Origin of the sequence: Streptomyces sp. 6-11-2, assembly GCF_006540305.1 — a bacterium.
Lineage (GTDB): Bacteria > Actinomycetota > Actinomycetes > Streptomycetales > Streptomycetaceae > Streptomyces.
Genome location: NZ_BJOR01000001.1, coordinates 1504973 through 1527811, shown reverse-complemented (window position 1 = coordinate 1527811; position 22839 = coordinate 1504973). Strand labels below are relative to the sequence as shown.

Here is a 22839-nt window from a genome sequence, read left to right as displayed (position 1 = left end):
TGCCGCACGGAGGACTAGGTGTCGAACTCCGCGGCGAAGGCGGAGAAGTCTGCCGTCCTCCACCTCTCGGGCCGCATGCGGATGAGGATGTCGTCGGCCAGTTGCTCCTGGTTGGCCGCCAGGTACGCCGTCGCGGCGTCCGCGTCCAGGTACCGGTGGGCCAGCGCCTCGTGCTCGGCCGGGGGCACCGGATCCTCGACGCCCACGACCGGCCCCTCCACGCTCACATAGCGGTACGGGGCCGATTCGTCCTGCACGCAGAGGCTGAACCGCCCGGCGTCGCGGACGAGGCCGGCCTTCAGCGCCTGCCGCCCGGTCTCGATCGCCACCAGTCCGCCGGGCCGGTAGGAGTACCAGAGCGGAACCAGCAACGGCCCACCGCCGTTCCGGGGATCGTTCACCCCCAGGATTCCCACATGGAGGCCGGCGAGGAACTCCTCCCGGTCTTCGACCGACATCCTGAGATCCACGGGTACCACCTCGATCGGGCAGAGAATCCCGCAGGGCATCCTCGGGCGACACGGAGGCCCGCACGGGTCCCGGCGGCTGAGCCGGCACAGGAGGCCGAGACGGGCCCCGACTCCCAGAGTTCAACAGACCCGCGCGGTTCGCATCCCGGACCCCGGCGAGGGTCCTGTATATAAATGTGGAACATCGTATAGACTTCCATAGTCCGCACCCGTACCACCGTCCCCAGGAGCTCCCCGATGGTGCACGTCCCGACCGGTTTCACCGGCCGCCACTTCCTCAAGGAGCTGGACTTCACCGAGGACGAGTTCCGCGGTCTGGTCGGGCTGGCCGCCGAGCTGAAGGCCGCCAAGCGGGCCGGGACCGAGACGCGGTACCTGCGGGGCCGCAACATCGCCCTGATCTTCGAGAAGACCTCGACGCGCACCCGCTGCGCGTTCGAGGTCGCCGCCGCCGACCAGGGCGCCTCGACGACGTATCTCGATCCGTCCGGGTCGCAGATGGGGCACAAGGAGTCCGTGAAGGACACCGCCCGCGTCCTCGGCCGGATGTTCGACGCGATCGAGTACCGGGGCGACAGCCAGGACGCCGTCGAGGAACTCGCCGCGCACGCCGGCGTCCCCGTCTACAACGGGCTCACCGACGACTGGCACCCCACGCAGATGCTCGCCGACGTGCTCACCATCACCGAGCACTGCGCCAAGCCGCTGCGCGAGACCGCCTTCGCCTACCTCGGCGACGCCCGCTTCAACATGGGCAACTCCTACCTGGTCACCGGCGCCCTGCTCGGCATGGACGTACGGCTCGTCGCCCCCAAGAGCTACTGGCCCGCCCAGGGCATCGTCGACCGGGCCCGTGAGCTGGCCGCCTCCAGCGGTGCGCGCATCACCCTCACCGAGTCCCTGGAGGAGGGAGTGCGCGGCGCCGACTTCGTCGCCACCGACGTCTGGGTCTCCATGGGGGAGCCCAAGGAGGTCTGGGACGAGCGGATCGAGGCCCTGGCCCCGTACGCCGTGACGATGGACGTGCTGCGCGCCACCGGCAACCCGGACGTGAAGTTCCTGCACTGCCTGCCGGCCTTCCACGACCTCGGCACCGAGGTCGGCCGCGGGATCCACGAGCGACACGGCCGCACCTTCCTGGAGGTGACCGACGAGGTCTTCGAGTCGGCCCACTCGGTCGTCTTCGACGAGGCGGAGAACCGTCTGCACACCATCAAGGCGATCATGGTCGCCACCCTGGCCTGACCGGCCGCCCTCAGGACCCGCGGCCCGGAGCCACCCCTTCCGCCGCCGTAACGCGACCTCCCCCCGGCTCCCACAGGCAGGGGACATCCCCGAGGCCGCCCCGCACCACCAGAAACGAGCACCACCCCCGCATGTCCGCTCCCCGCATCAAGTCCCCGGCCCTCCTGGTCGCCGAGTCCGGCGCCGACCGCGCGGGCCACGGTCTCAAGCGCACGATGGGCCTGTTCCAGCTCGTCTGCTTCGGCATCGGCGCGATCGTCGGCACCGGCATCTTCGTCGGCCTGTCCGACTCGGTCGCCCAGGCCGGTCCCGCCGTCGTCGTCTCCTTCGTCCTGGCCGCGATCACCTGCGTGTTCACCGCCTTCTCCTTCGCCGAGCTGGGCGGCGCGATCCCCGTCTCCGGGTCCTCGTACTCCTTCGCCTACGCCGGCCTCGGCGAGACCACCGCCTTCCTGGTCGGCTGGTGCCTGCTGCTGGAGTACGGCATCTCCATCTCCGCGGTCGCCGTCGGCTGGAGCCAGTACGTCAACGAGTTGCTGCACAGCCTCACCGGATGGCAGCTCCCGGCCGCCCTCTCCGCCGGCCCCGGCGACGGCGGGGTCGTCAACCTGCCGGCCGTCCTCGTCATCGCCATGGCCTGCATGCTGCTGGTGCGCGGAGTGCGCGAGAGCGCCCGGGCGACCGCCGCGATGGCCGTGCTCAAGCTCGTCATCCTCGTCGCCTTCTGCGCCATCGGGTTCTCCGCCTTCAAGCACGGCAACCTCACCCCGTTCTCGCCGGCCGGACTCGGCGGCATCGGCGCGGGCACCACGGCCGCGTTCTTCTCCTACATCGGTTTCGACGCGATCACCACCGCCGGCGAGGAGGCCAGGAACCCGCGCCGGGACATCCCGGTCGCGATCCTCGTCTGCATCGGCCTGGTGACCCTGCTGTACTGCGCGGTCGCGCTCGCCGCGATCGGCGCCATCGGCGGCGACCAGGTCGGCGGCCGGCCCGCGGCGCTGTCGTACGTCGTCAACACGGTCACCGGCTCCTCGGTCGGCGGCGCCGTCATCGCCTTCGGCGCGGTCGTCGCCATCGCCTCCGTGGTGCTGACCGTGACGTACGCCCAGTCCCGCATCCTGATGTCGATGTCCCGCGACGGGCTCGTGCCGCCCGTCCTCCAGAAGGTCTCGCCGCGCACCTCGGTGCCCGTCGCCGGCACCCTGATCGTCGGCGTGGTCTTCGCGGTCCCCGCGGCGTTCGCGTCGCTGGACGTCGTGGTCAACCTGTGCACCATCGGCACGCTCGCCATCATGGCCGTCGTCAACATCGCCGTGATCACGCTGCGCCGCCGTGAGCCGGGCCTCGCCCGCACCTTCCGGGTGCCGCTCTACCCGGTGCTGCCGGTGCTCGGCGTCGGCTGCTCCCTGTACCTGATGTACGAGACCCGCTGGACCACCTGGCTCCAGTTCGCCGGCTTCCTCGTGGCCGGACTGCTCGTGTACGTGGGCTACGGACGCCGGCACTCCCGGCTGGCGGCGCGGGCCGGGGCGGCGGAGGTCACGCCGGGCGCGGCCGAGGCGGACCGGACAGCCTGAACCACACCGCCTTGCCCGACGCGGTCGGGCGGTGCCCGCAGGCGGAGCTGAGGGCGCGGATCAGCAGCAGGCCGCGCCCGTGCTCCTGCCAGGGGTCCGGGGCCGTGAGGCCCGGCCGGGTCAGCCCGCCGGGCGGGTCCGGGTCCGGGTCGTGCACCTCGACGTGGCAGCCGGTCGGCAGCAGCTCCACCACCAGCTCTATCGGACCCCGGCCCGCGGTGTGCTCCACGGCGTTCGCGACCAGCTCCGCGGTGAGCAGCTCCGCGGTGTCGCTGTCGGCCGTGTGCTCCAGCTCGGTCAGCGCCGTACGGACCAGGGCGCGGGCCACCGGCACGGCGGCCGCCGAGTGCGGCAGCGCGACGCGCCAGGACGGAAGAGACGGCACGAAGTGCCTCCGTGAGGGGCGGTGGCCGGGCGACGGGTGGGCTGGGGCTGAAGGGGGTTCGTGCAAGGTGTGTCCGTTCGTGGCGGGGGGCGTCCCGGTGATGACCATCAGGTTGTCCCGCTTTCAACGAGGGGAATGGTACGGGGGCCGTCCGCGGGGACTTTCGGCGGCCTCGTCCTCGGGGCCGCCGGGCCCGGCACGGTCGGCTTACCCCGAGGGACGGCCGTCCTCCCCCCGGTCACTCCCGTCGTTACCTCCCTATCGACGAGCCGTGACCAAGTGACGAGTACCGGTCACGGAGGCGCGACTGTATCGCGTACTCGTGACGACAGTCATGAACAAGTGATAACTTCGGTGGGGAGAGCCGTCGAGGCAGAGGCCTGCGCGGCAGCGGTTCGTGGCAGTCCCCCCGAGGAGGCCCTGCGTCATGAGTCCCTTCACCGGCTCCACCGACCGCACCTCCCAGTGGCGCCATCTGCGCGTCGAGCGCGCCGACGGCGTCGCCACGGTCACCCTCGCCCGGCCCGACAAGCTCAACGCGCTCACCTTCGGCGCCTACGCCGACCTGCGCGACCTGCTCGCCGAACTGTCCCGCGAGCGGGCCGTGCGCGCCCTGGTACTGGCCGGCGAGGGCCGCGGCTTCTGCTCCGGCGGCGACGTGGACGAGATCATCGGCGCCACTCTGAGCATGAACACGTCCGAGCTGCTCGACTTCAACCGGATGACCGGACAGGTCGTGCGGGCCGTACGGGAATGCCCGTTCCCCGTGATCGCGGCGGTGCACGGGGTGGCGGCCGGGGCGGGAGCGGTCCTGGCCCTGGCGGCGGACTTCCGGGTCGCGGACCCCACCGCCCGGTTCGCCTTCCTCTTCACCCGCGTCGGCCTGTCCGGCGGCGACATGGGCGCCGCCTATCTGCTGCCCCGGGTGGTCGGGCTCGGCCACGCCACCCGGCTGCTGATGCTCGGCGAGCCGGTACGGGCGGCCGAGGCCGAGCGGATCGGCCTGATCAGCCACCTCACCGACGAGGGCAGCGCCGACGAGGCCGCGCGCTCCCTGGCCCGCCGGCTGGCCGACGGCCCCGCCCTCGCCCTCGCCCAGACCAAGGCCCTGCTCACCGCCGAACTGGACATGCCCCTGTCCGCCGCGGTCGAACTGGACGCCTCCACCCAGGCCCTGCTGATGAACGGCGAGGACTACGCCGAGTTCCACGCGGCCTTCACCGAGAAGCGCCCCCCGAAGTGGCGGGGGAGGTGACCGGAGGTGACCGGTGCCATGAGGGTCGCGGTCATCGGCGGCGGACCCGGCGGCCTGTACGCCGCGGCCCTGCTGAAACGGCTCGACCCGGCCCGTGAGATCACCGTCTGGGAGCGCAACGCGCCCGACGACACCTTCGGGTTCGGCGTCGTGCTCTCCGACGAGACGCTCGGCGGCATCGAACACGCCGACCCGGTGGTGTACGAGGCCCTGCGCCGGGAGTTCGTGCGCTGGGACGACATCGACATCGTGCACCGGGGCACCCGGCACACCTCCGGCGGCCACGGCTTCGCCGCGCTCGGCAGACGGCGCCTGCTGCGGATCCTGCACGAACGCTGCCGCGCGCTCGGCGTCGACCTGCGCTTCCGCACCGAGGCGCCGCACCCGGAGCGGCTGTCGCGGACGTACGACCTGGTCATCGCCGCCGACGGCGTGCACAGCGCCACCCGCGAGGCCCATGCCCACCTCTTCCGGCCCCGGCTGATCGGCCACCGCTGCCGCTACATCTGGCTGGCCGCCGACTTCGCCCTCGGCGCCTTCCGCTTCGAGATCGCCGAGACCGAGCACGGCGTGGCGCAACTGCACGGCTATCCGTATGCGCCGGACGCCTCGACGGTCATCGTCGAGATGCGCGAGGAGGTGTGGCGCGCGGCCGGCTTCGACACCATGGACGAGCAGGAGTCCGTCGAGCGCTGCGCCAAGATCTTCGCGGACGCGCTCGGCGGGCGGCCGCTGCGCTCCAACAAGTCCGCGTGGACCACCTTCCGCACGGTCGTCACCGAGCGCTGGTCGCACGGCAACCTGGTGCTGCTCGGCGACGCCGCCCACACCGCCCACTTCTCCATCGGCTCCGGCACCAAGCTCGCCGTCGAGGACGCCCTCGCGCTCGCCGCCTGCCTGGACGAACAGCCCTCGCTGGCCGAAGCGCTCACCGCCTACGAGCAGGAGCGCAAACCGGTCGTCGCCTCCACCCAGCGCGCGGCCCGGGCCAGCCTGGAGTGGTTCGAGAACCTGGACCGCTACCTCGGCCAGCCGCCCCGCCAGTTCGCCTTCAACCTGCTCACCCGCAGCCGCCGCGTCACCCACGGCAACCTCCGGCTGCGCGACCCCCGCTTCACCGACGCCGTGGAGCGGGAGTTCGGCTGCCCGCCCGGGACACCGCCGATGTTCACCCCGTTCCGGCTGCGCGGACTGACCCTGCGCAACCGGGTCGTCGTCTCGCCCATGGACATGTACTCGGCCACCGACGGCGTTCCCGGCGACTTCCACCTCGTCCACCTGGGCGCCCGGGCTCTCGGCGGCGCGGGCCTGGTGATGACCGAGATGGTCTGCGTCAGCCCCGAGGGCCGGATCACTCCGGGCTGCGCCGGCCTGTGGACCGGACGGCAGTCCGACGCCTGGCGGCGGATCACCGACTTCGTGCACCGGCAGGCCCCGGACACCGCGATCGGCGTGCAGCTCGGCCACAGCGGACGCAAGGGCTCGACCCGGCTGATGTGGGAGGGCATGGACGAGCCGCTGCCCGAGGGCAACTGGCCCCTGACGGCCGCCTCCCCGCTGCCGTACCGGCCGGACAGCCAGATACCCCGCCAGGCCGGCCGGGCCCAGCTCACCGACATCCGCGAGCAGTTCACCGCCGCCGCCTGGCGTGCCGCCCGGTCCGGCTTCGACCTGCTCGAACTGCACTGCGCCCACGGCTATCTGCTCTCCGGCTTCCTCTCCCCGCTGACCAACCGGCGCACCGACGCCTACGGCGGCTCATTGGACAAGCGGCTGCGCTTCCCGCTGGAGGTCTTCGACGCCGTACGCGGAGTGTGGCCCGAGGACCGTCCGATGACCGTGCGCGTCTCCGCCACCGACTGGGCCGAGGGCGGTACGACCGCCGCCGAGGCCGTGGAGATCGCCCGCGCCTTCGCCGCGCACGGCGCCGACGCGATCGACGTGTCGACCGGGCAGGTGGTGGCCGACGAACGCCCCGAGTTCGGACGGTCGTACCAGACGCCGTTCGCCGACCGGATCCGCCACGAGGTAGGCGTACCGGTGATCGCGGTCGGCGCGATCTCCTCCTGGGACGACGTCAACTCCCTGATTCTGGCCGGGCGTACGGACCTGTGCGCGCTGGCCCGCCCGCACCTGTACGACCCGCACTGGACTCTGCACGCGGCCGCCGAGCAGGGCTACACGGGCCGGTCCGCCGTCTGGCCGGCGCCCTACCGGGCGGGCAGCCGCCGCCCTCAGACGGGCCGCACGGACGCACCCAAGCCCCGCCTGGCGCTGGGCGGTTGACGGCGTCTCACTCACCGGGATGGGCGGCTGCCCTCCGCGCGGGGGCGGGCCGTGCGGATGCGTTCAAGTTCCCGCTGGTGCTAGGTGGTTGACCGGCGCCTTATTGGCGGGAAGCTGGGCGTGCCCAAGCCCCGCCTGGTATGGGGTGGTTGACCGGAGCTCGTCGCCCGCGCCCTACCGGCGTGGGTGGCCGCCGTCCGCGCGGGGTGGGCCGCACGGACGCACCCAAGCCCCGCCTGGCGCTGGGTGTTTGGCTGGTGCCTTATTGAGCGGGCAGCCGGCAGGGCATCCAAGTCCCGCCCGGCAGTCGGCGGTTGCCCGGCGTCAGAGCCCGGCGAACTCGGCGCCCGTGTCCCGCAGCCGCTCGTGCAGCCCCTGGAAGACGGCGGCCGAGCGGGCGCCGGGCCAGTCGGCGGGCAGCAGCCGCGCGGGCAGGCCGGGGTCGACGTAGGGCAGATGGCGCCAGGAGTCCAGGGCGAGGAGGTAGTCGCGGTAGGCCTCCTCCGGCGGGGTGTCCGCGCGCTTCTCCCAGGCGCGCAGCACGCGCGCGTGCCGGTCGAGGAACGCCTCGTGCTGCTCGGCGATCGCCGCCAGGTCCCACCACCGCCCGACTGCCTGAGCGGTCGGCGTGAAGCCCAGGTGCTCGCCGCGGAAGAAGTCCACGTACGGGTCGAGGTCCAGCCGCCGCAGCGTGTGCCGGGTCTCCTCGTACAGGCGGGCCGGGGCGATCCACACGCCGGGCGCCGCCGTGCCGAAGCCGAGCCCGGCCAGCCGGGAGCGCAGCACGTGGCGCTTGTTGCGCTCCGACTCCGGCACGGAGAACACGGCGAGCACCCAGTCCTCGTCCCCGGGGTGCGCCGTGGCATAGATACGGCGGTCACCGTCGTCGAGCAACTGCCTTGCCTCCGCGGACAGTTCGTATCCCGCCGCGCCCTGCGCGGTGCGGGCGGGCAGCAGCAGCCCGCGCCGCTTGAGCCGCGACACCGAGGAGCGCACGGACGGCGCGTCCACCCCCACGGCGGCCAGTAGCCGGATCAGCTCGGCGACGGGCACCGGGCCTGGCGCGAAGCGGCCGTAGGCGCCGTAGAGCGTGACGATGAGGGACCTCGGGGCGTGTAGCGCCTGCTGCTCGGACACGTTGATCATTTTAGGTCTTCGGCATCACTGCTGGTCACCGACGCCGCTGGTCACCGATGCCGCTGAGGGCCGTCACCGCCGAGCACCGTCGAGTACGCGCCCCCACCGCCGTGCGGCGTCACCCCTGAACGCCGTCGGCGCGCAGCCGGAACCGCTGGAGCTTGCCGGTGGCCGTGCGCGGCAGCACGTCCAGGAAGACGATCTCGCGCGGGCACTTGTACGGGGCCAGCTCCGACTTGAGGTACGCGCGCAGCGCCTCCGCGTCCCGCGGCGCGCCCCGTCTGAGGACGGCGTAGGCGACCACGACCTGCCCGCGGTCCTCGTCGGGCCGCCCGACGACCGCCGCCTCCACCACGTCCGGATGGCGCAGCAGGGCGTCCTCGACCTCCGGACCGGCGATGTTGTACCCGGCCGAGATGATCATGTCGTCGGCGCGGGCGACGTAACGGAAGTAGCCGTCGGGCTCGCGGACGTAGGTGTCCCCGGTGACGTTCCAGCCGTCCCGCACGTACACGCGCTGCCGCGGGTCGGCGAGGTAGCGGCAGCCGACCGGCCCCCGGACGGCGAGCAGGCCCGGCACCCCGTCCGGCACCGGCTCGCCGTGCTCGTCCTGCACACGCGCGTGCCACCCCGGTACGGGCACTCCGGTCGTGCCGGGCCGGATGTCCCCGTCCGCCGCCGAGATGAAGATGTGCAGCAGCTCGGTGGCGCCGATGCCGTTGACGATGCGCAGTCCGGTCCGCTCGTGCCAGGCGTGCCAGGTGGCCGCGGGCAGGTTCTCCCCGGCGGACACACAGCGCCGCAGCGAGGAGACGTCGTGGGAGTCGAGCGCGTCGAGCATCGCGCGGTACGCGGTGGGGGCGGTGAACAGCACGGACACCCGGTGCTCGGCGATCGCGGGCAACAACTGCCCTGGATGGGCCTGTTCGAGGAGGAGCGCGCTGGCGCCGGCGCGCATCGGGAAGACCACGAGCCCGCCGAGCCCGAAGGTGAAACCGAGCGGGGGACTGCCCGCGAACACGTCGTCCGCGTGCGGTCTGAGCACATGGCGGGAGAAGGTGTCCGCGATGGCCAGCACGTCCCGGTGGAAGTGGACGCAGCCCTTGGGCCGCCCGGTGGTGCCCGAGGTGAACGCGATGAGCGCGACGTCGTCGGCGGCGGTGTCCACGGCCGGGTACGGCGTGCCGGGCGCCGGACGGCGCAGCAGGTCGTCGGGGGCGTCACCCCCGTACGTCGTGACGACGAGCCCCGGTGTCTCCGCCTTGGCCAGGTCGTCCACGGCCCGGACGTCGCACAGCGCGTGCCGGACCCGGGCGATCTCGCAGATCGTGCTCAGCTCGTGCGGGCGCTGCTGGGCCAGCACGGTGACGGCGACCGCGCCCGCCTTGAGCACGGCCAGCCAACAGGCCGCCAGCCACGGGGTGGTGGGGCCGCGCAGCAGTACGCGGTTGCCGGGGACCACCCCGAGGTCGCCGGTCAGCACGTGCGCGATGCGGTCGACGCGGGCGCGCAGATCGCCGTAGGTCCACGTCCGGCCGTCGGCGGTACGGAACACCGGGCGCCCGGCGTCGATGGGGTCCAGCAGCTCGGCGGCGCAGTTGAGCCGGTCCGGGTAGCGCAGTTCCGGAAGGTCGAAGCGGAGCTCGGGCCACTGGTCCGAGGGTGGCAGGTGGTCGCGCGCGAAGGTGTCCACGTGCGCCGAGGCCGTCGGCCGCGCGGTGCCGCCCCTGCCGGAGTCCAAGGTGTCCATGGCCGGTTCGCCCCCTTGTCGTGGTGGGCACGCACAAGGAGCGTATCGTGTTGGTGACGACAGTCAACGGTACGCGATACGGTGGATCGTGCCCCGGCCGGCCGGGGGAGAGGGGACCGGCGAATGCCCGCATTCTCGCTCGAACCGGAACAGGCGGCCTGGTGCGCCGAGGTGCGTGCCGTGGCCGCCGCCCGGCTGCGCCCGCTCGCCGAGAAGGGCGAGCCGGGCCACGTCAACCGCGCGCTCCTCGCCGAACTGGGCCGACTCGGCCTGCTGGAGCGCCTGTTCACCTCCGGCGCCCTCGATCTGTGCCTCATGCGGGAATCCCTGGCCCACGCCTGCACCGAGGCCGAGACCGCCCTCGCCCTCCAGGGCCTCGGCGCCCACCCCGTCCACGCCCACGGCACCCCCGCCCAGCGCGCCCACTGGCTGCCGCGCGTGACGGACGGAAGCGCGGTCGCGGCCTTCGCCCTCACCGAGCCGGGCGCGGGCTCGGACGCGGCGGCACTGGCGCTGGCGGCCCGCCCGGACGGCCCCTCCCGCTGGCGGCTCACCGGCGAGAAGTGCTGGATCTCCAACGCCCCCGAGGCCGACTTCTACACCGTCTTCGCGCGTACGACACCGGACGCGGGCTCCCGTGGCGTGACCGCGTTCCTGGTGCCCGCCGACCGCCCCGGGCTCACCGGAACCGCGCTGGAGATGCTCTCGCCGCACCCCATCGGCGCGCTCGACTTCGACGGCGTCCCCGTCACGGCCGAGGACGTGGTCGGCGAGACCGACCGCGGCTTCCGCGTGGCCATGGGCACCCTCAACCTGTTCCGCCCCAGCGTCGGCGCCTTCGCCGTGGGCATGGCGCAGGCGGCGCTCGACGCCGCCCTCACCCACACCGCCCGCCGGGACGCCTTCGGCGGCAAGCTGAGGGACCTCCAGACGGTCGCCCACCAGGTCGCCGAGATGGCCCTGCGCACGGAGGCGGCCCGCCTGATGGTGTACGCGGCGGCGACGGCGTACGACGAGGGAGCCCCCGGCGTCCCCGGACGCGCCGCCATGGCGAAGCTGCTCGCCACCGAGACCGCGCAGTTCGTCGTCGACACCGCCGTCCAGCTCCACGGCGCCCGCGCCCTGCGCCGCGGCCACCTGCTCGAACACCTCTACCGCGAGGTGCGGGCTCCCCGGGTCTACGAGGGAGCGAGTGAGGTGCAGCGGGGGATCATCGCGAAGGAGCTGTACGCGGGGTTGCGCGAGCCTGGGGAGGCATGGTGACCGTCGAGCCGTGCCACTCGGAGGAGGCCGTGTGACCGTCGAGCCGTGCCCGCCGGAGGAGACCCTGTGACCGTCGTCGAGCCGCGTACGCCCGGGGAGGCCCTGTGACCGCCGACCGCGTCAACCCCCCCGCTCTGTCCCCGCCCACCGGCTTCTCGCACGCGGTGGTCGCCACCGGCTCACGGCTGGTGTTCCTGGCGGGCCAGACGGCACTCGACGCCGACGGAAAGGTGGTCGGCGAGACCCTGCCCGAGCAGTTCGAGCGGGCGCTGACCAACCTGCTGACCGCGCTCGCGGCGGCGGGCGGCACCGCGTCGGACCTGGCTCGGGTCACCGTGTACACCACGGATGTCGCGGCCTACCGCGTGCACGCCGCCGAACTCGGCCGCGTATGGCGCCGGTTGGCCGGCCGCGACTATCCCGCGATGGCGGTGGTCGGGATCGTACGGCTGTGGGACGAGCGTGCCCTGGTCGAACTCGACGGCTTCGCGGTGCTGGGCGACGGCTGATCAGGCGGTGTCGGCCAAGTGGTCGACGGGCACGCGCCGCCGGAGAGTGAGGGTCACGGCCACCGCCGAGGGCGCCGGGTACGAGTGGAAGCTCCTGTTCCAGTCACCCCGGAGGTTCTTCCCCATGCCCCTGCGTCCCGTACTCGGCGCCCTGGGCGCGGCGGCGGCCACCGTGCTCGTGCTGAGCGCGCCCGCCACCGCCGCTCCGGGCGACAAGGTGACCATCGACCGGACGGCCCGCCTGTCGGTGGACGGCACCGTCACCGTCTCCGGCACCTACCGCTGCTTCGGCGTCAACGGCCCGGTCTTCATCGGTGCCGCCATCGGCCGGGGACCCTCGGCCACCCGCTACGGAATCGGCGGCACCCGCGCCGTGTGCGACGGCGCCCACCACCGCTGGCGGGCCTCCGGCACCGTGACGCCGAAGCGGCTCAGGCCCGGCCCGGCCCGCGTCGAGGCCGTCCTCGTGGAACTGCGACAGCACAGCGGCCTGCCGCTGCCGCACTTCCACGCCTCGCACCACCGGAACGTGATGCTCGTCGCGCACTGAGCCCCCGCCCGGCTGCCCGGCACCCCAGCGGTGCCGGCCAGCCGGGCGTGCGGCGACGGGGCGGTCAGCGGTCGGCCCGCTGGTCGATGCCGGCGTCGTCGGGAGGACCCGGGGCGTCGAGGACGGAGGTCTCCACCTCGCCGACGCCCCACCCGTACGCCAGCTTGTGCACCTCCAGCACGAAGAAGGATTCCGTGGCGACGATCCCGTCGATCAGATGGAGGCGCCGCGTCATCAGGTCGGTGAAGTGAGCCGTGTCCCGGCAGATCACCTCGGCCATGATGTCGAATCCGCCCGCGGTCATGATGACGTACGCGGTCTCGGGAAGCTCCCGCAGCGCCCGGCAGACCGACGGGGCGGTACCGGGCCGTACCCGGATGCCGATCATCGCCAGCCGGTCGAACCCGATGGTCAGCGGGTTGGCGATGCCGACCACCTGCAGGATCCCGGCGTCCTTCAGCCGCTGTACCCGATAGCGCACGGAGGAGGCCGGGATGCCCACGTCCGAGGCGATCAGACTGTAGGCGCGACGTCCGTCGGTCTGCAGGATGGCGATGATGCGCCGATCGATGTCGTCGAGCGGGCTCGGGGTGGACATACGGCTGCTCCGGAGGTCGCGACCAAGGTGTGGACCGGGCCGATGGCGGTCCCTCGGCACGGGGACGGCCACCGGGTCCGGGCGGTCCAGCGTACGGAGCCCCGTGGAGCGGCGGGTCACCAGCCCGATCAGAGGCTCATGACGCCCGTACGCAGGTCGGACATGTCGAGCAGCGTGTGTTTGCCGCCGATCCGGCCCCAGCCGGTGCCGCGGTTGCCCGCACCGCCGAACGGCATGTTGACGTCCCAGAAGCAGGTGCTGTCGTTGACGACGACCTGACCGACGGCCAACTCCTCGACGAACCGGTACGCCGAGGCCATGCTCTGCGTGAACACCGCGCCTTGGAGGCCGAGTTCGTCGTCGTTGGCGATCCTCAGCAACTCGTCGTCGCTGCCGCCGGTGATGATCGGCACGACCGGCCCGAAGGATTCCTCGCGGGACAGCAGGCTGTCCTCGGGCACCCCGTCCACCACGGTGAACTCGTAGTAAAGATCGGTCGGTTGACCGGTGCGGCGCTGCCCGCCGAGCAGAATCCGCGCACCGCGCTCCCTGGCGTCGGCCATGTGCCGGTCCATCTTGGCCGCGACACCCTCATTGTTGAGCGGCCCGAGGTTCGTCGCCGCGTCGAACGGGTCGCCGAGCACGACGTTCTCGGCGGCGCGGAGCACGGCCTCTACGAAGCCGTCGTGCGCGTCGGCGTGTACGACCACCCGCTCCGTGGCACAGCACACCTGCCCGGAGCACAGGTACGCGCCGTACACCGCGGCGCGGGCCGCCGCGTCCAGATCGGCGTCGGCGAGCACCACCAGCGGGCCGTTGCCCGAGCACTCCATGAGGGAGCGCTTGAGCCCGGCGGCGGCCGCGACCTTCGCGCCGGTCGCCGAGGAGCCGATGAAACCGATGGCGTCGACACCGGGGTGGCGCACCAGCATGTCCCCGGCCGCACCCTCGCCGGGCAGGACGTTCACCAGGCCCGCCGGGACCCCCGCCTCGACCATCGCCTCCATGGCCTTCAGCACGGTCAGCGGGGTGTTCGCCGGCGGTTTGACGACGTGCGCGTTGCCGGTGGCCAGGCCGGGGGCGACGAACTCGGCGAGCATCAGCAGCGGGAAGTTCCAGGGCGTGATGATGCCCCAGGTGCCGACCGGCCGGTAGAAGGTCCACATCCGCTTGGTGCGGTCCGTCGACGGCATGGTCTCACCGTGCAGCCGCACCGCGTCCTCGGCGTGCAGATGGAACAGCTGCGCCGCCTCCTCGACGTCGGCGACCGACTCGGCGAGCGGCTTGCCCTGCTCCAGCGTCTGCAGGCGGGCCAGTTCCTGCACCCGGGCGGACAGCGCGTCGCCGACGCGGTGACAGATCTCCGCCCGCTTCCAGACGTTGACCTTCGCCCAGGCCTGCTGTGCCTCGTTCGCCGCCTTCACAGCGGCGTCCAGGTCGGTGGCGGAGGGGAGCGGGATGGTACCGATGCGCTCGCCGGTGACCGGGCTGATGACGTCGTAGGTCTCGGTACCGGTGCTGTCGGCGTAGTCGCCGTTGATGAAGAACGGGTGCACGGCAGACATGAAGAGCCCTTCTGGTCGTAACGGGGAGAGCGCAGAGGGGGAGTGATGCCCACACCATCGGGTCGGCAACGAAAGGCTGTCAATAGGTCGGAACCCGCAATTCAAAGGCCAGTTGATTGCTGAATCAGCAGGCTCAAGCCATTGACACTGCGAAATCGGTGGCTCTACGGTGCGGGGCTCATGGACCCCGGCTCTCCGCCCGGGGCGCGCCTCCCCGCACTTCTCTCCCCGCCTCGCCGTCCCGGCTCTCCCCTACCGGCTCCTCTCTCCCGGCTCTCCCCTTCCGGCTCTGCAACCGCTCTCCGTCCGAAGGAGACCCATGTCCGAGCAACCTGCCCTCGCCAAAAAGATGCGATGGTACGACGGGTTCGCCATGTCGCTGACCATGCCGGCCGCGCTCATCGCATCCCTGGGAGCCTCGATCGGGGGGCTCGGCGCCTGGGGCGCGATCGCCCTGTGGGCGGTGTCCATGGTGCTGGCCACCGCCACCAACTGGATCTACACCGAGATGGCCGCGATGTTCCCCGACTCCTCCGGCGGAATCGCGCACTACGCCACCGAGGGCTGGCGCAGCCGCGCCCCCGTCGTAGGAGCCCTGGCCGGCATCGGCTACTGGCTGCCCTGGACCACCGCCCTGGCGGTGTACGCGGGGATCATCGGCTCCCTGGTGCAGGCGCAGTGGTTCCCCGGCCAGACCTGGACACTCGACCTGGGCGTGGCGGAGCTGAGCCTGCCGATCGTGGTGGGACTCGTCGTCATGGGGCTGCTGTACGCGGCGGCGATGTACGGCCTGCACGCGGCGATGTGGGTGGTCTACGTGACCGGCGGGATCCTGCTGATCCCGCTCGCGGTCTTCATCGTGGGACCGTTCCTCTCCGGCGACTGGAGCACGGCCGGCCTGCACTGGAACCTTCACGGCATGAGCGGGCTCCGCGAGGCCCTGGTGTGGTTGTACATCATGGCCTGGACCTCCTTCGGCGTGGAGGTGTGCGCGACCTTCGCCCCCGAGTACAAGGAGACCGTGCGGGACACCTCCCGTGCGCTGCGTGCGGGAGTGCTGTTCTGCCTCGGCGTCTTCATCCTGCTGCCGCTGGCGCTCTCCGGCTACGTCGGCGAGAAGGAGATCGGTGAGGACCCCACCTCGTTCTACGTCGGCGCTTTCCACGACCTGGTCGGCGGGGCTGCCGACCTGATGATCGTGTTCCTCATCGCCTCGCTGCTGCTCATCATGATCACTGGGCTGGCCGACGGCTCGCGGGTGCTGTACGACATGGGCCGGCAGGGCGTCACGATCCGTCAGGTCGGTGTGCTCAACCGGCGCGGTGTACCGGCTCGCGCGCTCACCGTCGCGCTGGCGATCAACGTGATCGTGCTGGTGGTGCTCAAGACGCCGCTGGCGATCATTGTCACCGGCAACCTGGGCTACATCCTGACCCATATGCTGGCGATCTCCGGTTTCGCGCTGCTGCGCCGGGACCGCCCCGACCTGGCACGCCCGATCCGGCTCCCCGACTTCTTCGTGCCGCTGGCCTGGTTCCTCACCGCGCTGCTGGCCGTCATCCTGGTCGTCGGCGCCACCGGCTTCTCCATCACCGGGTACGGCGGTTTCAGGGAACTGGCCATCGCCGTCGGCGTACTGGCCGCGGCGGTCCTGCTGTGGGAGTACCGCCGCCGCGTCCAGGACCGCGACGCCCCGGCGCCCACCGACGAGCCCGCGGCCCACGCCGCCGCGTCCGCGTCCCACGAGGATTCCAAGGAAGTCCCCCGCCTCTGAACGGCTCGGTGCCGTGACCGTCCGGCATCCCGGAGTCCGACTCCCAAGGGCACCTCCCATCCGGCTTCCCGCCTGGGCCTCCCACCCCGGGGAGGCGTCTCCGTACCGCCGTTCGCGCCCCTGACTTTCCGCCGCATCCCGTCCCGAGCCGTGCCGCACGCACGGCGTCAGGCACTTCCCAACCCCCCATGCGTCCTCAGGCCGGCGGGTTCGTGCGCCGCAGCCACCGAGCATCCCTCCCCTTCGCAGCAGTAAGGACTTCGGCATGGCACGTTTCCAGGGTCGTACCCGTCTCAGCGCCCACATGCGCGCGATGTTCTCGGCACACGACGAAGCGGCACGCACCGGCGTGCCGGTGGAAGAGATCCAGGGCAGGCGGGCCGCCGCCGCTGTCGAGGGGGCGAGCCGCAGGCAGTTCCTGCGCGGTGCCGCTGGTGGCCTGGCGGTCGCCGCGGCCGGCGGGCTCGGCGTCCGCTCGCTGCTCCAGGCTCCGGCGGCCAACGCCGCCACCGCACCCAGAGTGGTCGTCGTCGGCGCCGGCCTGGCCGGGCTGCGGGCCGCCCACGACCTCTACCGCAGGAAGGGCATCGCCGCCACGGTCTACGAGGGCAACACCCGAGCCGGCGGCCGGTGCTGGAGTCTGCGCGGCTTCTTCGACGCGGGCCATGTCGTCGAGCACGGCGGCGCCTTCATCAACACCGACCACACCGCCGCCCGTAACCTGGCGGCCTCGCTCGGCCTGACCCTGCGCAACGTCAACGGCGGCAACACGCCACCGAACGGGGACAAGTACTGGATCGACGGGGCGCTCTACAGCACCAAGGAGGCCAACACCGACTGGAAGGCGGTGCAGCCGAAGTTCGCCGCCGAACTGGCCGCCGCGCCCTACCCGCAGACCTACGGCAACTACACCGCGCGCGGCCGCCAACTGGACCTGATGACGGTCGACGAATGGCTGGCCGCCAACGTCCCCGGCGGCCTCAGCAGCCGGTTCGCCAAGCTGATGCAGTCCAATGTGCTCTCCGAGTACGGCCTCGACCCCAGCATGCAGCCCGCGCTCAACCTGATCTACCTGCTGGGCTGGAACACACCGGGCTCCCTCGCCCCGCTCGCAGGCGACGACGAGAAGTACTCGATCGTCGGCGGCAACGACCAACTCGTCTCCGGGATGATCGGCCAACTGCCTTCCGGCACGGTGCAGTACGGCAAGAAGCTCACCGCGCTCCGCTCCAACGCCGACGGGACGGTCACCTGCACGTTCAGCGACGGCCTTGCCGTCTCCGACGTGGTCGCGGACAAGGTGGTCCTGGCGCTGCCCTTCACGACACTGCGCGACTGCGACCTCACCAAGTCCGGGTTCTCCGCGCTGAAGACGAAGGCGATCCAGCAACTGGACCTGGGCGCCAACGCCAAGCTCCACGTGCAGTTCACCAGCCGGCCGTGGGTGGCGCAGAAGTACGGCGGGGTCGCGTACACCAACCCCGACACCCTCCAGACCACCTGGGACGACACGGTGGGCCAGGCGCTGCCCCAGGGCATCCTGTGCCAGTTCCCGGCCGGCTCCGCCGTGACCACCGGCTGGACGGGAGCCGCCTTCGACACCGCCCCGGCGGCGCAGGTCAGCACCTTCCTGTCCCAGATGGAGCCGGTCTTCCCCGGTGTCACGGCCGCGTACAACGGCAAGGCGTACCGCGACGTCTGGTACCTCAACCCCTGGTCCAAGGGTGCCTACAGCTGCCCCCGGGTCGGCCAGTACACGACCCTGTGGGGTGCCCAGCCCGGCGCCGAGGGCAACGTGCACTTCGCCGGTGAGCACACGTCCCTGGACGACTACGGCTTCCTCGACGGCGCGATCGCCTCCGGCGAGCGGGTGTCGAAGGAGATCGCGCCCTGACACCGGCATGGACCACGGTGTGGCCCCGGAGGAGTGATCGTGCCGGAGTCGGCGGACTCCGGGCCTCCGGGGCCACCGCCCGTCCCCACCAGAGCTGTGGCCTCCACCACAGCGATCCCGATACGGACCTGGTGGGGTGATCGGCATGTCTGACGGAATCACCTGGCCGGCCGAGCCGAACGCCATCGACTGGACCGGCCACAGCGTCGTCATCGCCCGGGACCTCGCGGGAGAGGAACTGGCCAGGCGGGTCGCCGCGACCCGGCTCGGATTCGGCAGGGACAAGCAGGAACCGTGGTTCATCGGCGAACTCACCTGTCACGACGCGACGCCCACGTCTTCCACCTCTCGTACGAGGAGGAGGACGGCAAACCCGTCCCACCCGACTTCGCCCACCAGCACGACGGCCGCACCCTCTGCTTCTTCCACCTGCACCTGGACTCCTGGTGGGGCTTCGACGGAGTCTCCGGCGGCGACCCGGACCTCTGCGCGGCCCTGGAAGGGGACCTCACCGCCGCGGGACTGTCCCTCGACGACCCCGGGGAACAGTCGGAGGACCCCGAGGCGGTCCACCGCACCTGCCTGAAGGTCATCGGGCGGCGATTCGGCCTGACCCTGCCCCGCGACCAGATCCTCAACGGTCCCTTGCCCACGGTGTTGATGAAGGCGAACGTCGCCAACTGCCCGTGCTGGGCACGGAGCAGTCCTGAGCGAGCGGCCGTCCACGCGCACCCCCGGCAGGTCCGGCGTTCCGCACGGATCAGGCGGCCCGGCCGGCCTTGAGCGCGGCCGTGGTCTCGACGACGCGGCGGGCCTGGTGGCGGGCCGCCCGCAAGGCGACCTCACCGGGCGGGCCGTCGCCGGCCGCGTGGGAGGTGCCGTAGGGATTGCCCGACTGGAACTGGACGGGATCGGTGTAGCCGGGAGGCACGATGACGCCGCCCCAGTGGTAGAACGTGTTGCCCAGCGCCAGGAGGGTGGATTCCTGTCCGCCGTGGGCGGTGTTGGAAGCGGTGAAGGCCGAGTACACCTTGTCCGCGAGCCTGCCCCGGAACCACAGGGGACCGGTGCTGTCGATGAACGCCCGCAGCTGACTGGCCGGGTTGCCGAAGCGGGTGGGGGTACCGAACAGCACCGCGTCGGCCCACTCCAGATCGTCGTGGCCGGCCTCGGCGACGTCGGCGGTGTCCTGGAGGTGTTGGGCCCACTCCGGCCTGGCGCTGATCTGCTCCGGTGACGCCGTCTCGGCCACCTTGCGCAGTCGCACGCGTGCGCCGCCCTTTTCGGCGCCTTCGGCGGCGGCTCGCGCCAGGGTGTGCACGGTACTTGTGGCGCTGTAGTAGATGATCGCGACGTTCACGGGGTCCGCCATGGGATTCCTTTCCTCGTCCGCCGGCACGCTGTTGGCTTCACCGGTTACGACGACACGACCCCGCGCGATGTGAGGCGACGGGCCGGCCTCACAGTTCGACGGGGCGTCTCGTCGGACCGGGTAGGGGCGGAACGACCGAGAGGGAGTCGAGGACACCATGACCAACCCAGCCGGGCCCGGACCCGGCCGGCCCGATCCGGGCCTGGACGCGATCATGAGCGAGCGGCACCAGCTGCGGATCATGCGCATCTGGGCCGTACTCAACCCCGACAAACTCCGCCCTTGGACAGCACGCTGACACAGGCCCGGACGCCCCGTCCGGCTGAGCTTCCACCGTTGCTCGTCGGCATCGCGGCCCGGTCGGTGGCCGTGAACTAGGCGTGGGCTTCGGGCCGCTGCGGCGGCCACTCGTGGGTGGGGTCGTCGACGAGCAGTGGCTGGAGAGCGCCGAGGAGCGCGCCGACGCAGCTGTCGCGGAGCTGGGTGCGGGTGCAGGTCTCGTGGGTGAGCCAGTCGACGCAGAGGACCTGGACAAAGACCAGCCAGCTTTTGAGGACGGCGGACACTGCCTCGCGGGTGCTGTCGTGTGCGAGCGGGAGTACGGCCAGCAACCGCGTACGGAGTGCGTCCAGTTCGTACGTCGTGATCGACTGAATCACCGGGTCGCCCGCGAGAACCCGGTTTGCGGCGAGGACGGCGTTGCGGTTGGCCACGAAGTAGTCGAGGTGGACGTCCATGCCCTGGACGAGCTGCTCCACCAGGGAGTCGGCGGGGTCGAGCCGGGTTTCGGCGAGCAGTTGGTCCGCCGCCTGTTGGTAGACGGCCGCGAAGAGGGCGTGCTTGCTGGGGAAGTGGCGGTAGAGCAGGGCTCGGGAGACGCCGGCCTCTTTGGCGACCTCGTCCATCAGCACGTCGTCGTACGGGCGTTGGGCGAAGAGCCGCGCTCCGACGGAGAGGAGTTGGGCGTGGCGGTCGGCGGGGGCGGGTTGGGAGGAGGCATGGCAAGGACTCTGCGGGCACTCACGCAGTTGATGGGCTGGGCCTGCGTGCTGATCGGCGCAGTTCATGTGGCACTCGGCAACGCGGCGATCCCCGGCGCGGGTTCCGCCGGGACGACGGTCGACAGCTGGGGCCGGTTCATGGGGGCGAGCTTCGTCGGCTACGGGCTGGCCTGGCTCTGGGCCGCTCGGCAGCGGCCCGTCCCGGCTCGGGCGGTGCGATGGCTGGCCGGCGTCTTGCTGCTGGGTGGCGCTGGGCGGCTGCTCTCGCTCGCCCTTCACGGCCGGCCGCAATGGTTCCAGATCCCGCTGACGGTGATCGAACTCGGCCTGCCGCCCGTCTTCTTCTGGCTGGCGGACGCGGAGGAGCGAGCTCTGCGCGACAGCGCGGAGACCGTGCCCGCCGGGCGGCGAATGCGCACCGACTGAGCGGACTCCGACGGGCCGTGTGTTGCGACCTGGAAAGGTTTGAGATCAGGCCATTGACAATCGGTGTGTCGTACGCCACTTTGTTCGCCGTCGTCCCTCGTCGATGAGGAGTCGCGGATGGCTGCGCAAGAGGAAGTCCAGCCAGAGATAGAGCTGGACGAGGATGCTGCCCGTCTCGCAGAGATGGGCTACAAGCAGGAACTTCATCGCGGTATGTCCGCGTTCTCGAATTTTGCCGTGTCGTTCTCGATCATTTCGATCCTGGCGGGCTGCATCACGTCGTACGGGATCGCGCTGAAGTCGGGTGGTCCGTCGACCATCGTGCTCGGCTGGGCGGTGGTCGGTGTCTTCGTGACGTGTGTGGCGCTGGCCATGGCCGAGGTGTGCTCGCGCTACCCCACCGCGGGGGGTCTCTACTTCTGGGCCGGTGAGCTCGCCAGGAACAACAAGCGTGCCTGGGCCTGGTTCGTGGGTTGGTTCAACTTCATGGGCGAGGTCGCGGTGACCGCTGCGATCGACTTCGGGTGCGCCACGACCTGGATGGCGTTCATGAACCTCGTCTGGGGCATCGAGGTAACCGCCGGCGGTACTTTCCTGCTGTTCCTCGCGATCATTCTTGTGCACGCGCTTCTCAACACGTTCGGCGTGAAGCTCGTCGCGTTCCTGTCGAACGTCTCCGCCTGGTGGCACGTGGTGGGCGTCCTGGTCATCGTCGGCGTGCTGTGGGCGCTGCCCGAGCACCACCAGTCCGCCGGGTGGACGCTGACGGGCTGGCACAACGCCACCGGCTGGACCTCCGGAATCTACGTCTTCCTCATGGGCCTGCTGATGGCGCAGTACACCTACACCGGGTACGACGCCTCGGCCCATGTGGCGGAGGAGACCAGGGGAGCGGCCCGCAGCGCGCCGCGCGGGATCGTGATGAGCGTGGTGATCTCGGTCATCGGCGGTTTCATCCTGCTCTTCTCCATCACCGCGTCGATCCAGGACAAGAGTTCCGCGGGACTGGACAAGCTGGCCGCGTCGAGTACCGGGCTGCCACCGGCGCAGGTCTTCCTGGACTCGCTGAACAGTCCGGCCACGGCGAAGTTCCTGCTGTTCATCGTCTGCGCCGCGCAGTTCTTCTGCGGGATGGCCTCGGTGACCGCCAACTCCCGGATGAGCTACGCGTTCTCGCGCGACAACGCCCTTCCGGGGTCGAGAATCTGGGCGAAGGTCAACCCGCGCACCGGGACGCCCACGAACTCGATCTGGTTCTGCGTGGCGCTCTCGGCGCTCCTGACGCTGCCGGCCCTGTTCAACACCACGGCATACCTGGCGGTGACCTCGATCGCGGTGATCGGCCTTTACATCGCCTATGTCACGCCGGTGCTGCTGCGTCGTCTGCGCGGCAACGAGTTCGTTCCGGGACCGTGGCACCTGGGCAAGTGGAGCAGCCTGGTCGGCTGGGTCGCGATCGTGTGGGTCGTGGTCATCTGCGTGCTGTTCGTGCTGCCGCCGACCCGGCCGGTCAACGTCGACAGCTTCAACTACGCGCCGATCGCGGTGGCCGTGGTCGGTCTGTTCGCGCTGGTGTCGTGGTACGCGGGCGGCCGTAAGCACTTCATGACCAGCCGTGACAACCTGGAGGAGCTGTGACGTCGTGACGCCCGCGGCCCCCCTCGGGCCTGCGATGGACTCCGATCCGGGAGAGAGAGCCTGCTCCGGCCGGTGCGTTCCCACCACGCTTTCGAGTCGTGCGTGGAGCGGTTGGCGACCGCGATCAGGCTGGGCGGGCAT

General features: G+C 71.4%; 22 protein-coding genes. 13 read left to right on the top strand and 9 right to left on the bottom strand.

Going from position 1 to position 22839, the window contains the following annotated elements; translation table 11 throughout:
* Positions 1–14 precede the first annotated feature (14 nt).
* Complete coding sequence (locus TNCT6_RS06205; protein ID WP_141357391.1) at positions 15–458, bottom strand: pyridoxamine 5'-phosphate oxidase; 444 nt, start codon at positions 456–458, stop codon at positions 15–17.
* 249 nt (positions 459–707) lie between these two features.
* On the opposite strand from TNCT6_RS06205, the gene argF reads away from it, so the two are divergent.
* Together argF and TNCT6_RS06195 are read left to right on the top strand one after the other, a co-directional pair.
* Positions 708–1715, top strand: coding sequence for an ornithine carbamoyltransferase (argF, locus tag TNCT6_RS06200; RefSeq protein ID WP_141357389.1), 1008 nt, complete (start codon positions 708–710; stop codon positions 1713–1715).
* A 131-nt stretch (positions 1716–1846) separates the two neighbouring features.
* Positions 1847–3295, top strand: a complete 1449-nt coding sequence (locus TNCT6_RS06195) for an amino acid permease (RefSeq protein ID WP_141357387.1) — start codon at positions 1847–1849, stop codon at positions 3293–3295.
* Here TNCT6_RS06195 and TNCT6_RS06190 read toward each other — a convergent pair.
* The gene (locus TNCT6_RS06190; protein ID WP_141357385.1) at positions 3258–3788 is read right to left on the bottom strand and encodes an ATP-binding protein; all 531 of its coding nucleotides are present in this window, start codon (positions 3786–3788) and stop codon (positions 3258–3260) included. The genes TNCT6_RS06195 and TNCT6_RS06190 overlap by 38 nt on opposite strands.
* Before the next feature lie 319 nt (positions 3789–4107).
* Between TNCT6_RS06190 and TNCT6_RS06185 the strand changes: the two genes are divergently transcribed.
* Together TNCT6_RS06185 and TNCT6_RS06180 are read left to right on the top strand one after the other, a co-directional pair.
* Positions 4108–4935: an enoyl-CoA hydratase family protein gene (locus tag TNCT6_RS06185; RefSeq protein WP_141357383.1), complete on the top strand. Its 828-nt coding sequence runs from the start codon at positions 4108–4110 to the stop codon at positions 4933–4935.
* Positions 4936–4953: 18 nt separating this feature from the next.
* On the top strand, positions 4954–7221 hold the full coding sequence (locus TNCT6_RS06180) for a bifunctional salicylyl-CoA 5-hydroxylase/oxidoreductase (protein WP_141357381.1): 2268 nt from the start codon (positions 4954–4956) through the stop codon (positions 7219–7221).
* Positions 7222–7545: 324 nt separating this feature from the next.
* Here TNCT6_RS06180 and TNCT6_RS06175 read toward each other — a convergent pair whose 3' ends face one another.
* Both TNCT6_RS06175 and TNCT6_RS06170 read right to left on the bottom strand, forming a co-directional pair.
* The gene (locus tag TNCT6_RS06175; RefSeq protein WP_141357379.1) at positions 7546–8367 is read right to left on the bottom strand and encodes a PaaX family transcriptional regulator C-terminal domain-containing protein; all 822 of its coding nucleotides are present in this window, start codon (positions 8365–8367) and stop codon (positions 7546–7548) included.
* Between the two features lie 109 nt (positions 8368–8476).
* Complete coding sequence (locus tag TNCT6_RS06170) at positions 8477–10171, bottom strand: AMP-binding protein (RefSeq protein WP_216372845.1); 1695 nt, start codon at positions 10169–10171, stop codon at positions 8477–8479.
* Positions 10172–10231: 60 nt separating this feature from the next.
* Between TNCT6_RS06170 and TNCT6_RS06165 the strand changes: the two genes are divergently transcribed.
* On the top strand, positions 10232–11371 hold the full coding sequence (locus TNCT6_RS06165) for an acyl-CoA dehydrogenase family protein (RefSeq protein ID WP_141357375.1): 1140 nt from the start codon (positions 10232–10234) through the stop codon (positions 11369–11371).
* A 104-nt stretch (positions 11372–11475) separates the two neighbouring features.
* On the top strand, positions 11476–11880 hold the full coding sequence (locus tag TNCT6_RS06160; protein WP_141357373.1) for a RidA family protein: 405 nt from the start codon (positions 11476–11478) through the stop codon (positions 11878–11880).
* On the opposite strand, the gene TNCT6_RS41645 is transcribed toward TNCT6_RS06160, so the two are convergent.
* On the bottom strand, positions 11881–12006 hold the full coding sequence (locus TNCT6_RS41645) for a hypothetical protein (RefSeq protein WP_301184385.1): 126 nt from the start codon (positions 12004–12006) through the stop codon (positions 11881–11883).
* Between TNCT6_RS41645 and TNCT6_RS06155 the strand changes: the two genes are divergently transcribed.
* On the top strand, positions 12005–12430 hold the full coding sequence (locus TNCT6_RS06155) for a DUF6299 family protein (RefSeq protein ID WP_141357371.1): 426 nt from the start codon (positions 12005–12007) through the stop codon (positions 12428–12430). The genes TNCT6_RS41645 and TNCT6_RS06155 overlap by 2 nt on opposite strands.
* 64 nt (positions 12431–12494) lie before the next feature.
* Here the strand turns inward: TNCT6_RS06155 and TNCT6_RS06150 are convergent, their stop codons facing one another.
* A complete protein-coding gene (locus TNCT6_RS06150) occupies positions 12495–13028 on the bottom strand; it encodes an Lrp/AsnC family transcriptional regulator (protein WP_141357369.1) in 534 nt (177 codons plus the stop codon).
* Between the two features lie 128 nt (positions 13029–13156).
* A complete protein-coding gene (locus TNCT6_RS06145) occupies positions 13157–14593 on the bottom strand; it encodes an aldehyde dehydrogenase (RefSeq protein ID WP_141357367.1) in 1437 nt (478 codons plus the stop codon).
* 319 nt (positions 14594–14912) lie between these two features.
* Between TNCT6_RS06145 and TNCT6_RS06140 the strand changes: the two genes are divergently transcribed.
* The 3 genes from TNCT6_RS06140 to TNCT6_RS06130 all read left to right on the top strand — a co-directional run bounded on the left by TNCT6_RS06140 (position 14913) and on the right by TNCT6_RS06130 (position 19044).
* Positions 14913–16367, top strand: a complete 1455-nt coding sequence (locus tag TNCT6_RS06140; protein WP_141357365.1) for an APC family permease — start codon at positions 14913–14915, stop codon at positions 16365–16367.
* A gap of 265 nt (positions 16368–16632) precedes the next feature.
* Positions 16633–18261 carry an NAD(P)/FAD-dependent oxidoreductase gene (locus tag TNCT6_RS06135; protein ID WP_141357363.1) on the top strand — a complete coding sequence of 543 codons (1629 nt, stop codon included), beginning with the start codon at positions 16633–16635 and terminating at the stop codon, positions 18259–18261.
* Between the two features lie 294 nt (positions 18262–18555).
* Positions 18556–19044 (top strand): hypothetical protein, encoded by a 489-nt coding sequence (locus TNCT6_RS06130; protein WP_141357361.1) that lies wholly within the window; start codon positions 18556–18558, stop codon positions 19042–19044.
* Here TNCT6_RS06130 and wrbA read toward each other — a convergent pair.
* Positions 19022–19633: an NAD(P)H:quinone oxidoreductase gene (wrbA, locus tag TNCT6_RS06125; RefSeq protein WP_141357359.1), complete on the bottom strand. Its 612-nt coding sequence runs from the start codon at positions 19631–19633 to the stop codon at positions 19022–19024. The genes TNCT6_RS06130 and wrbA overlap by 23 nt on opposite strands.
* A 157-nt stretch (positions 19634–19790) precedes the next feature.
* Here wrbA and TNCT6_RS39765 point away from each other — a divergent pair, with 157 nt between their 5' ends.
* Positions 19791–19931: a hypothetical protein gene (locus TNCT6_RS39765; protein WP_172632739.1), complete on the top strand. Its 141-nt coding sequence runs from the start codon at positions 19791–19793 to the stop codon at positions 19929–19931.
* 76 nt (positions 19932–20007) lie between these two features.
* Here TNCT6_RS39765 and TNCT6_RS06120 read toward each other — a convergent pair whose 3' ends face one another.
* Complete coding sequence (locus tag TNCT6_RS06120) at positions 20008–20538, bottom strand: TetR/AcrR family transcriptional regulator (protein ID WP_253266038.1); 531 nt, start codon at positions 20536–20538, stop codon at positions 20008–20010.
* Between the two features lie 93 nt (positions 20539–20631).
* Here TNCT6_RS06120 and TNCT6_RS06115 point away from each other — a divergent pair, with 93 nt between their 5' ends.
* Together TNCT6_RS06115 and TNCT6_RS06110 are read left to right on the top strand one after the other, a co-directional pair.
* On the top strand, positions 20632–21060 hold the full coding sequence (locus tag TNCT6_RS06115) for a DUF4345 domain-containing protein (protein ID WP_141357355.1): 429 nt from the start codon (positions 20632–20634) through the stop codon (positions 21058–21060).
* Between the two features lie 117 nt (positions 21061–21177).
* A complete protein-coding gene (locus TNCT6_RS06110; protein WP_141357353.1) occupies positions 21178–22698 on the top strand; it encodes an amino acid permease in 1521 nt (506 codons plus the stop codon).
* The last annotated feature ends 141 nt before the right edge of the window (positions 22699–22839 follow it).

Bases quoted from the DNA above. Each gene is read 5' to 3' on its own strand.
- TNCT6_RS06155 (WP_141357371.1), top strand. From the start codon at position 12,005: ATGCCCCTGCGTCCCGTACTCGGCGCCCTGGGCGCGGCGGCGGCCACC.
- TNCT6_RS06145 (WP_141357367.1), bottom strand. From the start codon at position 14,593: ATGTCTGCCGTGCACCCGTTCTTCATCAACGGCGACTACGCCGACAGC.
- TNCT6_RS06180 (WP_141357381.1), top strand. From the start codon at position 4,954: ATGAGGGTCGCGGTCATCGGCGGCGGACCCGGCGGCCTGTACGCCGCG.
- wrbA (WP_141357359.1), bottom strand. From the start codon at position 19,633: ATGGCGGACCCCGTGAACGTCGCGATCATCTACTACAGCGCCACAAGT.
- TNCT6_RS06135 (WP_141357363.1), top strand. From the start codon at position 16,633: ATGGCACGTTTCCAGGGTCGTACCCGTCTCAGCGCCCACATGCGCGCG.
- TNCT6_RS39765 (WP_172632739.1), top strand. From the start codon at position 19,791: ATGACCAACCCAGCCGGGCCCGGACCCGGCCGGCCCGATCCGGGCCTG.
- TNCT6_RS06195 (WP_141357387.1), top strand. From the start codon at position 1,847: ATGTCCGCTCCCCGCATCAAGTCCCCGGCCCTCCTGGTCGCCGAGTCC.
- TNCT6_RS06150 (WP_141357369.1), bottom strand. From the start codon at position 13,028: ATGTCCACCCCGAGCCCGCTCGACGACATCGATCGGCGCATCATCGCC.
- argF (WP_141357389.1), top strand. From the start codon at position 708: ATGGTGCACGTCCCGACCGGTTTCACCGGCCGCCACTTCCTCAAGGAG.
- TNCT6_RS06120 (WP_253266038.1), bottom strand. From the start codon at position 20,538: ATGGACGAGGTCGCCAAAGAGGCCGGCGTCTCCCGAGCCCTGCTCTAC.
- TNCT6_RS41645 (WP_301184385.1), bottom strand. From the start codon at position 12,006: ATGGGGAAGAACCTCCGGGGTGACTGGAACAGGAGCTTCCACTCGTAC.
- TNCT6_RS06190 (WP_141357385.1), bottom strand. From the start codon at position 3,788: ATGGTCATCACCGGGACGCCCCCCGCCACGAACGGACACACCTTGCAC.
- TNCT6_RS06185 (WP_141357383.1), top strand. From the start codon at position 4,108: ATGAGTCCCTTCACCGGCTCCACCGACCGCACCTCCCAGTGGCGCCAT.
- TNCT6_RS06140 (WP_141357365.1), top strand. From the start codon at position 14,913: ATGTCCGAGCAACCTGCCCTCGCCAAAAAGATGCGATGGTACGACGGG.
- TNCT6_RS06205 (WP_141357391.1), bottom strand. From the start codon at position 458: ATGTCGGTCGAAGACCGGGAGGAGTTCCTCGCCGGCCTCCATGTGGGA.
- TNCT6_RS06175 (WP_141357379.1), bottom strand. From the start codon at position 8,367: ATGATCAACGTGTCCGAGCAGCAGGCGCTACACGCCCCGAGGTCCCTC.
- TNCT6_RS06115 (WP_141357355.1), top strand. From the start codon at position 20,632: ATGGCAAGGACTCTGCGGGCACTCACGCAGTTGATGGGCTGGGCCTGC.
- TNCT6_RS06110 (WP_141357353.1), top strand. From the start codon at position 21,178: ATGGCTGCGCAAGAGGAAGTCCAGCCAGAGATAGAGCTGGACGAGGAT.
- TNCT6_RS06165 (WP_141357375.1), top strand. From the start codon at position 10,232: ATGCCCGCATTCTCGCTCGAACCGGAACAGGCGGCCTGGTGCGCCGAG.